This window comes from Phnomibacter sp. (assembly GCF_036803085.1).
In the GTDB taxonomy this organism is placed as follows: domain Bacteria; phylum Bacteroidota; class Bacteroidia; order Chitinophagales; family Chitinophagaceae; genus Phnomibacter.
Genome location: NZ_DAIRUZ010000009.1, coordinates 36,860 through 51,012 on the forward strand (window position 1 = coordinate 36,860; position 14,153 = coordinate 51,012).

Below are 14,153 nucleotides of genomic sequence, written 5' to 3' on the forward strand. Positions count from 1 at the left end.
CTTTCGATTCGCCTTTGTTTTTTAGCCATTTGAAATGCTACCTGCAGTGGTGAGCTTGTCGAACCACAGTTTATTTTCCAAATATGGCAGCATAGTTATCCGCAGCAAAACCCACCGCCAATACAGTACCGTCTTGCTCTATCACCGGCCGTTTGATAAGCGATGGTTTTTCAGTCATGAGTTGAATGGCGCCGGCTTTTTTGGCGGCAGCAGCTTGTTCTTCTGCGGTACAGGCTTTCCAGGTAGTACCTTTTTTATTCAGCAATACATCTATACTCACCTGCTTGCTCCAGTTGTTGAGTATGGTTTTGGTAATGCCTTGCTTTTTATAATCGTGAAACTGAAAGTCAATCTTGTTTTCCTTGAGCCAGGTGATGGCTTTTTTCACAGTGTCGCAATTGGGAATGCCGTATACAGTTATCATAAGTCTGTTTTCGTGGTTATTCACTTACTGATTGGATATAATCCAAAATGGAGCGGATTTGTTCATCCGTCAGGTCGGGGTGGGGCAGCATGGCGGTTTGGTTGTAATCGAGCCAGAGCTGCCGGGCATAAGCGTCACGTTGAATCACCGAATCGCTGTTACGGATAAAACCATACAATTTTTGCTGATCGGGCCAGCGGCTTTCCACGCCTTTGAGTGCCGGGCCGGTCAGGTCATTGTTTACCATATGGCAGCTGGCACAGCGGTTGAAAAAGAGTTGCTTACCCGAATCGTTTGCGGTTTTGGCACCTGCAATTTCTTTTTTCGTTTCCACTGGTTTGGCCGGTTGTTCACTACAGGCCAGCAACAGCAGCAGGCCGCCTGTCCACATCCACTTTTTCATGGGCGCAAAGGTAAATGGGAAGGCCATAAGCAAAAGGCTAAAAGCGGAAGGCCAAGGGCAGAAAGCTCAAGGCTAAATGCAAAGTACCATCGTCCCCGACTCCTGTCGGGGATGCTGTGGTGTAGCGACACTGTCGCAAAAGCCAGATGTAATCTGGCAACCATCGAATCCTCGTCGGGAGACGAGGACTATAAAAAAGCAGCAGCTGTTTTGTTCAAACAACTGCCGCTACAATCTACCATCCCGATAGCTATTGGGGGACATAAGTCTTTCTGTACTAATTCTGCTTCATCAACTTCCCCTACTAAATTAATTGTCGTGACTTAAAGAATACAATCCCGACTTATATGTTATCTATAAGTTTTGCCGTTAGTTCTTCAAATGGAATTTCAATATTCTTATAGTTGTTCAGATTTAGGACAAAGATTTCTTTGTCATTTATTTTGAGTTTAAAGTACTCGGTATAGTCTCTCCAATCGTCATTGAAAATCTCAATTTTTGTCTTTCCCAAGTACTGAAGTCTAAATACCCAATTTTTTGGAATGCTTTGATCCTGGTTTTGATTGTCTAACGAAAGTTCATAGTCATAATTCTTGAGGAACGCTGTCAATTTTTTACGCAATAGCGTTCTAAATTCTGCTTTTTGCTTAATGTCTTCCATTGAAAATAATACGCTGTTTGTTTGCCTTTTCGCTAACATCTAAGCCAACACTTCTCTGGCTATCACCAGCTTTTGTATTTCGCTGGTGCCTTCACCAATGGTGCACAGCTTGCTGTCGCGGTAGTATTTTTCTACCGGAAAATCTTTGGTATAGCCGTAGCCGCCAAAAATTTGCACGGCATCGGTACTCACTTTTACGGCCACCTCACTGGCATAGTATTTGGCCATGGCGCTTTGCTCTGTTACTTTCTGGTGGCTTTCTTTCAGATAACAGGCCTGCTGAATCAGCAGTTCGGCGGCGGCTATTTCAGTAGCCATATCGGCCAGCTTAAAACTAATGCCCTGAAAGTTGCTGATGGGCTGATCGAACTGGTGCCGCTCTTTGCTGTACTGCACACTGGCTTCAAAAGCACCACGGGCAATGCCCTGCGCCAGCGCTGCAATGCTGATGCGGCCCCCATCCAAAATCTTCAGGCTTTGCCGAAAGCCATCGCCCACTTCGCCCAGCCGCTGGCTGTCGGGGATGCGGCAGTTGTCAAAAATCATTTCGGCCGTTTCGCTGGCCCGCATGCCCAGTTTGTTTTCTTTTTTGCCACCGGCAAAACCCGGTGTGCCACGCTCCACCACAAAGGCAGTAGCGCTGCCACTGGTGCGGGGCTCACCGGTACGGGCTATCACCACGGCGATGTCGCCGCTTTTGCCATGCGTAATCCAGTTTTTGGTGCCGTTCAGTACCCAATGGTCGCCATCTTGTACAGCCGTGGTTTTCATGTTGCCGGCGTCGCTGCCGGTGTTAGGCTCGGTCAAACCCCAGGCGCCAATGTGCTCGGCAGTGGCCAGCTTGGGCAGCCAGCGGCGCTTTTGCGCTTCATTGCCAAATGTGAGAATGTGGTTGGTGCACAAACTGTTGTGGGCGGCCAGGCTCAGGCCTACGGAGCCACACACTTTTGCTATTTCCTGAATGATGGCGTTGTACTCGAAATACCCGAGACCGGCGCCGCCATATTCATGCGGTACCAGTACGCCCATCATGCCCAGTTGGCCCATGGCTCTAAAAGTATCTATGGGAAAATGTTGGGCTTCGTCCCATTCCATTACATAAGGGCGAATGTGCTGCTCGGCAAAATCACGGGCAGCAGCTGCTACGTGCAGCGTGGTTTCTGACGGTTGAAAATTCATAAGGCAAGCAATCGTTGAGTGTCAAATATAGGCTAACGCTTGTTAGTTTAATCAAGACTAACAACCCTGTAAGCATTCTGTTCGCCGGCTTATTGTACGGTAAAATAGGGCGCCACTTTCTGCAACCATTCCGGAGTAACGATGGCAATTTTTTGCAAATCCTGCACCGATTGATACGGCCCGTGCTGCTGCCGGTATTGTATCATGGCATTGGCAATATTCCATTTGATGTAGGGATGCATTTTGAGTTGCTCTACCGTAGCTGTGTTGATGTTGATGGTACGAAGGCCACTGCCATTTACCCGCAACCGGCTTTTAATTTTTTGAAAAGTGCTGTCGGGCAGGGCATAGGTTTCGCCCACTTGCTCAATACTGTAAAAACCGCCCAGCTTATCGCGGAAATTGACAATCCGGAAAGCCAGTTTGCTGCCAACACCGGGCAGGGCAATCCATTGGCTGGTATCGGCCAGATTGATGTCGATGGCAGCGATGTTTTTAGCCGGTGTCGTTGGCCGGGCAGGCAGTGAGTCGCGGCGAAACGAGTTGTTGCTGGCAGTGCTGGCAATTACCACATAAGGAATGAGTGCCTTCGCCTGATCCTTGGGCAGGCTGAATATTTTCAGCAGGTCTTCGGGCTGGCGGAATTTGCCACCCTTGCTGCGGTACTTTACAATGGTGGCTACCGTTTTGGGTTTTACACCCAGGCGCAGCCAGTCTGTTTCGCTGGCTGTGTTGGGGTCAAAGATGAAATAGCTGACAGATGCAACAGCCCGGTTGTTATTGGCTGGCTCTTTCCACGCTGTGTGTTCGTTGTTGTTTTGCCAGCTGCTGTCGAAACCTTTGAAAGGCACCAATCCTTTGGCTTCTTCCAGTACAATGGCATCGGCCGGTTGCTGCGGCGCAGGCAAAAAGTAACGGTAAAAGACAGGGGCAATGGCTGCGCCAATGATGATGAGCAATAAAAAGACGAGGGCTCTGCGCTGCCATTTTGTAAAACTGAAATAATCTTTGATCCAGCTTTGCCAGCGGTGGTTGTAACGGGGCATAGTGGTGTGGTAGGGGTTTACCACAATATACAACCGTTACACCCGAATTTCCAAACCGTCGTACGCCAGGTGCATACCCGCAGGCAGCTCTTCACTTATCTCGCTGTGCAGCCCCAGCTGGTGGCTGATGTGGGTGAAGTAGGCGTTGGGGATTTCCAGCTGCTGCACCATGTCAATGGCTTCTTGCAGGGTAAAGTGCGAAATGTGCGATTCTTTCCGCAAGGCATTGAGCACAATGCTGCTGCTGCCTTTTATTTTTTCCTGTTCTGCTTCGTCTATGCGATTCGCATCGGTGATGTAAGTAAAGTTGCCAAAGCGAAAACCCATCACCGGCATTTTGTAATGCCACACCCAAATTGGCTGCACCACTATATCGCCTACCACAAAAGGGTCGCTTTTGATTTCGTGCAATTCGAAAACGGGTACACCGGGGTACTTGTACGCATCGAAGGCGTAAGGTATTTCCCGCTGTACTCCTTGGAGGGTAGCAGCGCTGGCATAAATATGTGTGGGTTGCTGTTGTACGTATTGAAAGCCACGGGTATCATCGAGGCCGCCTACATGATCTTTGTGGGCATGCGTAATGAGGATGGCATCAATACGGCGAACGTTGTGTTGCAGCATTTGCTGGCGAAAGTCGGGCGTAGCATCTACCACCAGGGTAGTGGTGGCCGATTGTACGAGGATGCTGCTGCGCAATCTTTTGTCGTGCACATCGGCCGATTGGCATACAGCACATCTGCACGCTACCATGGGTACGCCGCCGCTGGTACCGGTGCCTAAAAATGTAATGCTGAGTGCCGCCATAAGAGGGTGTAAATGTAGGGTCAAAAAAAAGACCTTTCCGCAAGGGAAAAGTCTTTTGGCAAGTGTTGTTACATTATTTACTAACTACTCAGTAGCCAGCGAAGCTTTCAATACCTCATCATACAATTTTTGGCTTTCCTGAGTCAGCATGTCAATGGATATCTGCAGTTGCGGAATGAGTTCCAGCAGGGTGTTAATTCGTCCTTCGGCATTCAAAAATTTGTTCAGCACCACTACCCGCTTTTGCTCCAATATGCAGTAGCCACTTTGAAAAGTACCCCGTTCGTACCGGTACACATAGCCCGATTCGGACAGTATTCTTTCCAGCTTTTGTAAAGTTGTTTGATTGTATTTCATAGCCCTCGTCTTCTTGCTGCTGATGGCCCTTCAAAAGTAGCTCAAACTGCTGCCGGCATTTTTCGTAATTATCCACAAGCCCGGTTAAAAATATTGCTACATTTTCATGACAATATTTAGACAATTCGACTGATGCATCTCATCTTTTTTGAAAATTATAGCAAGGAAATTGCAGACGTCTTAACAAATTGACAATCATAAATATTCACACTATGTTCGACCAAAATGATTATTTCTTCAGTAAATCTGATCCAATTGCTACAGAGCTTCAGAAATGGGTAGAAGCCATGGCATACCATTTTAAGCCCAACAATATCCATTGGTGCAATGGCTCACAGGCCGAATACGATGCCCTGTGCCAACAGCTGGTAGATAAGGGTACGTTTATAAAACTCAACCCCGAAAAGCGCCCCAATAGCTACGCTTGTTTTAGCGACCCCAGCGATGTGGCCCGGGTAGAGGACAAGACATTTATTTGCAGCCGCAGAAAAGACGATGCAGGACCCACCAACAACTGGATGGAACCCAAGGAAATGAAAACTATTCTTGAAGGGTTGACAGCTGGTTCTATGGCTGGCCGTACCATGTACGTTATTCCTTTCTGTATGGGCCCTGTGGGTTCTGAGCTCAGCCGCTATGGTGTGCAAATTACCGATAGCGAGTATGTAGTGGTAAACATGAAACTGATGACCCGCATGGGTGAGCAGGTTTTGGCACACATGCAGCCAGGCAACTGGGTAAAATGTATCCATACAGTAGGCGCTCCGCTGGCAGAAGGCCAGGCCGATGTAAAATGGCCTTGCAACCCCACAGTAAAATACATTTCACATTTCCCCGAAGAAAGACTCATCATTTCTTATGGTAGTGGCTATGGCGGCAACGCGTTGCTGGGTAAAAAATGTTTTGCCCTCCGCATTGCCTCTGTAATGGGCCACGAAGAAGGATGGCTGGCTGAGCACATGCTGCTGCTGGGCGTAGAAAGCCCCGAAGGCGAAAAGAATTATGTAGCTGCCGCCTTCCCCAGCGCCTGTGGCAAAACCAACTTTGCCATGATGATTCCACCTGCCGGACTGGATGGCTGGAAAGTAACCACCGTGGGCGATGATATCGCCTGGATTCACAAGGGTAAAGACGGCAAGCTGTACGCCATCAACCCCGAAGCCGGCTATTTTGGCGTAGCCCCCGGTACCAACGAAAAAACCAACCCCAACGCCATGGCATCCATTAAAAAGGATACCATTTTTACAAACGTAGGCGTAACGCCCGATGGTGATGTGTGGTGGGAAGGCATGACCAAAGAAGTACCAGAAGGATTGATAGACTGGCATGGCCAACCTTACGATAAAAACAGCGGTAAACCCGTGGCACACCCCAATGCCCGCTTTACTGCACCAGCTGCGCTTAACCCTGTGCTCGATGAAAAATGGGACGACCCCGCTGGTGTACCTATCAGTGCGTTCATTTTTGGTGGCCGCCGTGCTACCACCATGCCGCTGGTGTACCAAAGCTTCAACTGGAACTTTGGCGTATACCTGGCCGCTACCATGGGTAGCGAAATGACTGCTGCCGCCTTTGGCGAAGTGGGTAAAGTGCGTCGCGATCCGTTTGCCATGCTGCCCTTTATGGGCTACCATGCCGGCGAATACTGGAACCACTGGTTGCAGTTTGGCCGCGACCTGCCCGAGCCACCACGGATTTTTGGCGTCAACTGGTTCCGCAAAGACGAACAGGGCAATTTTGCATGGCCCGGCTTTGGTCAGAACCTGCGGGTACTCAAGTGGATTGTAAACCGTGCCAAAGGTCATAGCCTGGGTGTAGAAAGCCCCATTGGCTGGATGCCCCGCTACAAAGACATGGACTGGACAGGCCTCGATTTTAGCCAGGAAGAGTTTGCCAAAATCATGGAAGTAGACCGTGAGCTGTGGAAGAAAGAACTGCTCGGCCACGAAGAATTGTTTAGCAGCGTGTACGACAAGCTGCCTAAAGAATTCTTCTTTATGAGAGAATTGTTGCTGAGCAGCCTGTGGCGCAGCCCTGAACATTGGGGACTGGCACCAGAAAGGGCCTAAGTAGATAAGTGGAAAGGTTTGATGAATACCGTAAACCAGATGGAAACGTCTGGTTTACTTTTTTCTGATACCGCAAACATCCGTGGCAGATATGCTGTTTTGGGCCACTACATTTGAACAAAACCTAACTACTTGTTATGCCTGGAACTGTCATCAAACATCTCCGTGAACAAAAAATGCTGAAGCAGGATACTGTGGCCAAAGCCATGGGCATATCGCAGGCTGCGTATAGCAAAATCGAAAACAACATTACGGAGCTAACCGTAAAACACTGCCGGATGCTCAGCAAAATTTTTGATGTAAATGTGTACGAACATTTACCCGATGATTTTGAAATTATCCGTCCGAGAAAAGGCGGTTCGGCAGTAGAAGAAACAACTGAATACTAATGCTTGCAATCGCCGGTATGGCAGTGGTTGGCCTGCCTGCAAAGCCGGTAATTGAGAAAATGCGCCGAAACGATGAGCAACACCGCAGCAATAATCATCCATAAAGGATGATTGCCCACCAACTCTTTGGCTATTAAAAACCCAATGCCTGCAATAAAAAGTAACATGGGTATATACCGGTGATGGTGCAGCTTAAAGCCATGGCGTAAGGCCAAAACTCCCAAAACTGTAGCCAGGCCAATCATAAAAAATTCGAAGCCCTTATTATTCACCAGGTTTACGCCAAACAGCGGCAAACTGGAGATAAACAATGGCATTACCGCACAGTGAAGGGCACAAGCCACCGAAGCAGCTATACCCAATTTATCCCAGTTTATCTTTAGCATAATGCGTGAAAATTCAAGACCTACGTTTTGCAACAGAATTGCAAATATAGGGAAGTTCAATGCATTCAAACGATACCTTTGCCCATCATGAGTACAAATAAAAAGTTATTGATTTACGGTTCGGCCTTCTTGCTTACCCTGGCAGGTTTTTTCTTTTTTGTGTTTCGTGGTACCGACAACTGGAAAAGCAAGCTGCCAGTAATTAGCTATGTAAAGCCTTTTGCTTTTGTGAACCAAAATGGCGACACGGTTACACAAGCCACTTACAAAGGTAAAGTGTACGTGGCCAACTACTTTTTTGTAACCTGCACGGGCATTTGCCCCAATATGAATGGCAAAGTAAAAACGGTGTACCAGGCATTTCAGCAAGAAAAAGAATTTGCACTGCTTAGCCATACCTGCCAGCCAGAGTACGATAGCATACCACAGCTAAAGCGCTATTGCGATAGCATTGGGGCCGATGGCAAGCAGTGGCAATTTGTAACCGGCAATAAACTTGAGCTGTACAATATTGCCCGTGAAAGCTATCATATTGACGATCCTAAAAACAACGTAGGCGACATCAACGATCAGTTTTTGCACTCGCAGTTTTTAGCACTCGTAGATAGGCAAGGACGGGTACGCGGTATTTATGATGGTTTAAAACAAAAAGAAATAAACTCGTTGAAAGAAGACATACCTCAATTGTTGAAAGAAACCGATCGCAGCAGTTTTGTGAACAATATTTTTGGCAATAGCCCTGCTCAATAATCGCTTTCTCTTTTTCTTCAAATAGCCGGAGTATGAAAGATGCAACAACAGATATTCTAAAGCGTAACTCCCTGAGCGTTACAGATAGCCGCCGCAATATTTTGCAGCTGTTTTTGCAGCAAAATGCCAGCGCCCTTCGCCATGCCGATATAGAACAGTCGCTGCAAAACATTGACAGGGTTACCATCTACCGTACTTTACAGGCCTTTGCCGAAAAAGGCATCATTCACTCCATACCGGGCTCCGATGGCGCAGCCCGTTATGCCTTGTGTAAAGACGGTTGTGCCGATGGCCACCATCATGACGACCATGTACATTTTGTGTGCACCCGCTGTAGTGCCACCCAATGCCTTGATGATGTGCATGTACCTTTTGTACGCATGCCCGAAGGCTTTGAAGCCAGCAAAACCGAAATGGTGGTGAGTGGTATTTGCAGCAAGTGCAGAAGCTAAATTGATTTTGAACCACGAAGACACAAGGAATACACAAAGGAGCACAAAGTAATTTACTATTCACTTTAATCACCGCGGAGACGCAGCGTAAACGGAGGGAGCAATAGACGTCCTTGTACTGCATCCGGTTCCAAGGCTTACTTGCTGGTTTCCACACTTTCTTATTCCTTATTTTTTGTTGCTTATTTCTTATTTTTTATTGCTACTTGTTTCATATTGGCTCATTTGCTAATTATCACATCGGCTGTTCAGAATGCTTTTCCCACTTACCAACCAAAACATACCGCTGCAGCAAGAGAATATAACTGTGTATCTGCCGGAGCCAACGGCAGTGTATGCTTGCTTGCAAGAGCAGCAAAACCCATATTGGGCAAGGCTTTGGCCGGCATCCATTGGTTTGGCGAGTTTCTTATTACAACATCCGCGTTGGGTAAAAGTGCCGCTGGTATTGGAGCTGGCTGCTGGTATTGGTTTGCCATCCATTGTAGCAGCCCGTTTTGCGCAGCAGGTCATTTGCTCTGATATTGAACCAAACGCCATTCCGGTGATGCAGGCCAATAAACAACTGCACCAATGCACAAACGTGACTTGTACCGTAGCCGATTGGCTGCACCTGCCTTCTCATTGGCATCCACAAACCATTTTACTGAGTGATGTAAACTACGAGCCCGCTGCATTTGCCGGTTTGCTGCTGGTACTGCAACAACAATTGGCTGCAGGTGCCTGCATTATGTTGGCTACACCACAGCGGCTCATGGCTAAGCCTTTTATTGAGGCACTGCTTCCTTTTACAATTGAGCAACATGAAGAAACCGTGCCACTGGATGGCAGCATGCATTTTATCAGCATACTGGTGCTGAAGCAGTAGCAACCATTATCTTTCGGGTAAATCATTTCGCTGCATGATGTTCAAACCATTCTTATTGGTAGCTAGTTTGTTGGCCTCCAATGCTGTACAAGCACAAGCTCCCAATTTGTTGCGTCAAAACGGTATTCGCATTGGTGTAATGCCCACAGGCAGGCTCAATGCCATTACAGATGTGCAGGGTGTAAAAGTGGGGCAGATAACTATTGTGCAAGGCGACTCAGTACGAACAGGTGTGACGAGTATTGTACCACACGGCGGCAATTTGTTTCAGCAAAAAGTACCCGCTGCTGTATTTGTAGGCAATGGCTTTGGGAAGCTGGCGGGAAGCACACAAATTGCTGAATTGGGCAATATTGAATCGCCCATTGTGCTCACCAATACACTCAGCGTACCTGCAGGTATACAAGGCATCATCGACTATACCTTGCAACAACCCGGCAATGAAAAAGTGCAAAGTGTAAATGCGGTGGTGGGTGAAACCAACGATGGTTATCTCAACGATATCCGTGGCATGCATGTGAGCCGGGCACAGGTAGTGCTAAGCATTTTGCAGGCAGATACAGGTGTGCTGTCGCAAGGCAATGTAGGTGCAGGCACCGGCACGGTGTGCTTTGGGTGGAAGGGCGGCATTGGTACCGCCAGCCGACAGCTACCGGCCAATTTGGGCGGCTATACCGTAGGCGTATTGGTGCAAACCAATTTTGGCGGCGTGTTGGAAATAGCGGGTGTACCTGTGGGGCAGCTGTTGCAGAAATATGCATTGAAAGATGAACTCAATCATACTCCCGATGGCAGCTGCATGATAGTGGTAGCGACCGATGCGCCGCTCGATGCCCGCAACCTCGAACGGCTGGCCAAACGGGCCTTTATGGGTTTGGCCAAAACAGGTGGCATAGCCAGCAATGGCAGCGGCGATTATGTCATTGCTTTTTCAACAGCGAACAAAGTACCGCATCAACCAACGGCAGCAATGCTGGTGCCTGCACAGTACCTGCACAACGAAGCCACTACACCCTTGTTTATGGCAGCTATCGAAGCAACTGAAGAAGCCATCATCAATTCATTGTTTGCAGCAGAAACCATGAAGGGGAAAGCGGGCCGTACCATTGAAGCATTGCCCAAGGAAATAGTTATTTCGCTGATTCAGCAGTACCAAAGGGGTAATAGCCAATAGCATTTGAATGAGAAAACCCTATGGGTGGTGCAAAAACTGCTTTTCTTAACAAGCCTTCGCCCATCGATTGTTGATTTTGTTCGTACTTCGCAGCACCGAAACAAACGTAGCGGCATTCTTATGACTCAATTTCGTCCCGGTAGCTTTCAGATATTGCCGGTAATCATAAAAAATCTACTCATCATTAATGGTCTGGTGTTTTTGGCACAGATCACTTTTGACGGCGTGTACCCCGGCAGCGACTTACAAATAAAAGTGGGCAATACCAGCAACCTGTTTGCCCTGCATCATTTGTTTTCGCCGCTGTTTAAGCCCTGGCAGCTGTTTACCCACATGTTTATGCATGGCAGCCTCATGCACCTCATCAGCAACATGTTTGCGTTGTGGATGTTTGGCTCTATTCTGGAAAACCTGTGGGGACCAAAGCGTTTTCTCATTTTCTATCTGGTGTGTGGCTTGGGTGCGGCACTCTTACACCTCGGCTTTTTGTGGTACGAAAACATGCAGCTTATCAGCGATTTTGAATCGTTTAAGGCACACCCTACCCTGCAGGCCTACCTCAATTATTACAATACTTACAACCTCAACTCAGGCTACGATTACAACATTGCGGCCCGCATACTCACCGCCTGGCAGTACGAGCCCAACAACCTGCAGATAGCCGAGCAAGCCGTGATGCTGGTAACCGAACATGCCAACTACTCGCTGAGCGAAGCCACCCTGGGTGCCAGTGGCGCTGTGTTTGGCTGCCTCGCCGCCTTCGGTTATTTATTTCCCAATACCCACATTTATCTCTACTTTTTTGTGCCCATCAAAGCCAAATGGTTTGTGCTGCTGTACATAGCTTTTGAACTAAGCATGGCTGTGCGTAACAGTGCCGGCGACAACATTGCCCGGTGGGCCCACCTTGGGGGTGCTATCGTAGGTTTTTTGCTGGTGTACTTTTGGAACAAAACCAACCGGCGCCGTTTTTATTAAGTAAAATATCAATACCCCCACAACCACGCTCCTTGTTCATTCGTTGTAAATGTTCATTCGGCCGCAAGGCTCATTTTTAAAAAAATCACACTTAGGATATGGGCACTTTTCCAGGACAAAAAAAGCGGACCATTTTACTGGGCGCAGAAAACAATGCATTGGTCGGCCTTATATCGGTTACGGCCGTGGTGTTTGTATTTATAACCTTTTTGCGCATTGGTTACTACCTAAGCGGTGTGGATGAAAGCTTATTTATTACCCAAATATTCAACTGGTTTGCGCTACCCGCTGAACCTACCAAATTGCTGAGCCGCCCCTGGACCATTTTCAGCTACATGTTTACACACAGCGGTGTATGGCAGCTCATCAGCAATATGCTGTGGCTATGGGCTTTTGGCTACATTTTGCAAGACCTGATGGGCAACCGGCACCTGGCTCCCATTTTTATCTATGGTGGTTTGGTAGGTGCCTTTTTCTTTTTGATAACGGTGAATATTTTTCCGGTCCTGCAGCAGCAAATCAATATAATTCGCCCTATGGAAGGGGCCGGCGCCGGGTTAATGGCAGTAGCGGTAGCCACTACTGCACTGGCGCCTAACTACCGCATTTTTCCTATGCTTATGGGTGGTATACCGCTGTGGGTGCTCACCCTCATTTTTGTATTGATAGATTATGCCCTTATAGCCAGTGTAGGTGCAGGTACTGCGGTAGCTCATTTGGCCGGTGGTTTCATAGGCCTGATGTATATGAAAGCCGTGCAGCGTGGTGCCGACTGGGGCGAATGGATGCATCAATTGTACCATTGGTTCTTTCACATGTTCGACCCAAAAAAGGATGCTCAGCAACGCAAGCAAAAAGAAAAACTACACTACAAACAAGGCCCTGCGCCTTTTAAAGCTACCCCAAAACTGACACAGCAACGGGTAGATGAACTGCTCGATAAAATAAGTGTGCATGGCTACCACTCGCTATCGGATGAAGAAAAGGCCTTTTTGAAAAAAGCCAGCAACGAAGAATTGTAGCGTTTACCGTTTCATGCAGCAGCACCCCATACACAATTCTCCGTGGTTTATTCGGCTGTTGGCATGGCCGGCACTGGTACTGTATGCAGTAAGCCTGTTGCTGTACACCATACCGCCTGCACATTGGTGGCCCATGGGCATTTTAGGCATTGGCTGGCCCTATACCTGGCTGGCTTTTGGTGTACTGCTGCTTTTGTTATACCGCTTTCGTTTTGCCTACCGCAGGTTTTGGTTGTACAGTTGGTGCATGGGTATGCTTGTTATGAGCAATGTATGGGCCATGCATACTTTCTCCGGTCAATGGTCAACGCAAAAAGAGAACCATTTGCTGCGCATTATGCAATGGAATTGTGAGCAGCTGGCGGGTATCGATACTTTTCACAACCGCTTTAGTACAGACAGATCAGTGGCCGTTCAGTATATACGCCAGCAGCAACCTGATGTGATAATGATGCAGGATTTTCAGAACTACGCAAGCCCGGTGCTTTGGTCCAACCTGTCGCTCATTCGTGATACGCTGGGCTATCCTTTCGTTCATTTCGCCCCTTATTTTTCCGACACCAAACCGTGGGGCACCAATACAGAGGGCGTTATTATTTTTTCCCGCAGGCCTTTTATACAAACCGGCCGGGTGCAATATCCCAACAGGGAGTATGCCCCCTACATTGGCTGGGCCGATATAGCAATGAATGGTAAACCCGTAAGGCTGGCCACCACGCATTTTGTGAGTATGCACCTCAACCTGGGGGTATTGCCCGCCGATACTTTCGGGTTTATATACAAGCAGGATACCAGCGTACTCGTTACCGGAAACAAGCTCAAAAAGCTCCGCTACTTTCAAGCCTATCATACTACTCAGGCGCAAACGCTGCGGGCTTTTTTAGATACCTGTGCAGTGCCGGTTATTCTTGGTGCCGATCTCAATTCTGTTCCCACATCGTATGTGTATAGCAAGGTAAAAGGCCCGCTGAAAGATGCCTTTCTGGAAACAGGTTTTGGCTGGGGTAAAACCTACCGCAATTCGGTGCTACCCAACCTGCGCATTGATTACCTGCTGCACCACCCTCAGCTACAAGTGCTGCAAATGCACAGCCACACACTCCACATCAGCGATCATAAACCATTACTTGCAGATTTTGGATGGCGATAACAAACTAAATCAGGTTTCTTTACCCCAATTGGCATTAA

The 14,153-nt window shown here is 48.0% G+C and carries 17 protein-coding genes; 9 read left to right on the forward strand and 8 right to left on the reverse strand.

Going from position 1 to position 14,153, the window contains the following annotated elements; translation table 11 throughout:
• Window positions 1-70 precede the first annotated feature (70 nt).
• The 7 genes from V7Q13_RS15590 to V7Q13_RS15620 form a co-directional block, all read right to left on the reverse strand.
• On the reverse strand, window positions 71-424 hold the full coding sequence (locus V7Q13_RS15590; protein ID WP_333801597.1) for a Spx/MgsR family RNA polymerase-binding regulatory protein: 354 nt from the start codon (window positions 422-424) through the stop codon (window positions 71-73).
• A 16-nt stretch (window positions 425-440) separates the two neighbouring features.
• Window positions 441-827, reverse strand: a complete 387-nt coding sequence (locus V7Q13_RS15595) for a c-type cytochrome (protein ID WP_333801598.1) — start codon at window positions 825-827, stop codon at window positions 441-443.
• Window positions 828-1,170: 343 nt separating this feature from the next.
• Window positions 1,171-1,488, reverse strand: a complete 318-nt coding sequence (locus tag V7Q13_RS15600; RefSeq protein WP_333801599.1) for a hypothetical protein — start codon at window positions 1,486-1,488, stop codon at window positions 1,171-1,173.
• Window positions 1,489-1,527: 39 nt separating this feature from the next.
• A complete protein-coding gene (locus V7Q13_RS15605) occupies window positions 1,528-2,667 on the reverse strand; it encodes an acyl-CoA dehydrogenase family protein (RefSeq protein ID WP_333801600.1) in 1,140 nt (379 codons plus the stop codon).
• An 89-nt stretch (window positions 2,668-2,756) separates the two neighbouring features.
• Window positions 2,757-3,713 (reverse strand): ComEA family DNA-binding protein, encoded by a 957-nt coding sequence (locus V7Q13_RS15610; RefSeq protein ID WP_333801601.1) that lies wholly within the window; start codon window positions 3,711-3,713, stop codon window positions 2,757-2,759.
• Between the two features lie 36 nt (window positions 3,714-3,749).
• Window positions 3,750-4,520, reverse strand: a complete 771-nt coding sequence (locus V7Q13_RS15615) for an MBL fold metallo-hydrolase (protein ID WP_333801602.1) — start codon at window positions 4,518-4,520, stop codon at window positions 3,750-3,752.
• Window positions 4,521-4,604: 84 nt separating this feature from the next.
• Window positions 4,605-4,877 (reverse strand): hypothetical protein, encoded by a 273-nt coding sequence (locus V7Q13_RS15620; RefSeq protein WP_157480590.1) that lies wholly within the window; start codon window positions 4,875-4,877, stop codon window positions 4,605-4,607.
• Window positions 4,878-5,089: 212 nt separating this feature from the next.
• Here V7Q13_RS15620 and V7Q13_RS15625 point away from each other — a divergent pair, with 212 nt between their 5' ends.
• Window positions 5,090-6,946 (forward strand): phosphoenolpyruvate carboxykinase (GTP), encoded by a 1,857-nt coding sequence (locus tag V7Q13_RS15625; protein ID WP_333801603.1) that lies wholly within the window; start codon window positions 5,090-5,092, stop codon window positions 6,944-6,946.
• Between the two features lie 137 nt (window positions 6,947-7,083).
• Window positions 7,084-7,335, forward strand: a complete 252-nt coding sequence (locus tag V7Q13_RS15630; RefSeq protein WP_333801604.1) for a helix-turn-helix domain-containing protein — start codon at window positions 7,084-7,086, stop codon at window positions 7,333-7,335.
• Here the strand turns inward: V7Q13_RS15630 and V7Q13_RS15635 are convergent.
• Window positions 7,332-7,721: a MerC domain-containing protein gene (locus tag V7Q13_RS15635; protein ID WP_333801605.1), complete on the reverse strand. Its 390-nt coding sequence runs from the start codon at window positions 7,719-7,721 to the stop codon at window positions 7,332-7,334. The genes V7Q13_RS15630 and V7Q13_RS15635 overlap by 4 nt on opposite strands.
• An 87-nt stretch (window positions 7,722-7,808) precedes the next feature.
• Here V7Q13_RS15635 and V7Q13_RS15640 point away from each other — a divergent pair, with 87 nt between their 5' ends.
• From V7Q13_RS15640 to V7Q13_RS15670, 7 genes are all read left to right on the forward strand, one after another.
• On the forward strand, window positions 7,809-8,471 hold the full coding sequence (locus V7Q13_RS15640) for an SCO family protein (RefSeq protein ID WP_333801606.1): 663 nt from the start codon (window positions 7,809-7,811) through the stop codon (window positions 8,469-8,471).
• 32 nt (window positions 8,472-8,503) lie between these two features.
• A complete protein-coding gene (locus V7Q13_RS15645; RefSeq protein WP_333801607.1) occupies window positions 8,504-8,923 on the forward strand; it encodes a Fur family transcriptional regulator in 420 nt (139 codons plus the stop codon).
• A gap of 253 nt (window positions 8,924-9,176) precedes the next feature.
• Window positions 9,177-9,791: a class I SAM-dependent methyltransferase gene (locus V7Q13_RS15650; protein WP_333801608.1), complete on the forward strand. Its 615-nt coding sequence runs from the start codon at window positions 9,177-9,179 to the stop codon at window positions 9,789-9,791.
• A gap of 34 nt (window positions 9,792-9,825) precedes the next feature.
• Window positions 9,826-10,965 carry a DmpA family aminopeptidase gene (locus tag V7Q13_RS15655; RefSeq protein WP_333801609.1) on the forward strand — a complete coding sequence of 380 codons (1,140 nt, stop codon included), beginning with the start codon at window positions 9,826-9,828 and terminating at the stop codon, window positions 10,963-10,965.
• 120 nt (window positions 10,966-11,085) lie between these two features.
• Window positions 11,086-11,943 (forward strand): rhomboid family intramembrane serine protease, encoded by an 858-nt coding sequence (locus tag V7Q13_RS15660; protein WP_333801610.1) that lies wholly within the window; start codon window positions 11,086-11,088, stop codon window positions 11,941-11,943.
• Between the two features lie 98 nt (window positions 11,944-12,041).
• Window positions 12,042-12,965, forward strand: coding sequence for a rhomboid family intramembrane serine protease (locus V7Q13_RS15665; RefSeq protein WP_333801611.1), 924 nt, complete (start codon window positions 12,042-12,044; stop codon window positions 12,963-12,965).
• Between the two features lie 13 nt (window positions 12,966-12,978).
• Window positions 12,979-14,115 (forward strand): endonuclease/exonuclease/phosphatase family protein, encoded by a 1,137-nt coding sequence (locus tag V7Q13_RS15670; RefSeq protein WP_333801612.1) that lies wholly within the window; start codon window positions 12,979-12,981, stop codon window positions 14,113-14,115.
• Window positions 14,116-14,153 lie beyond the last annotated feature (38 nt).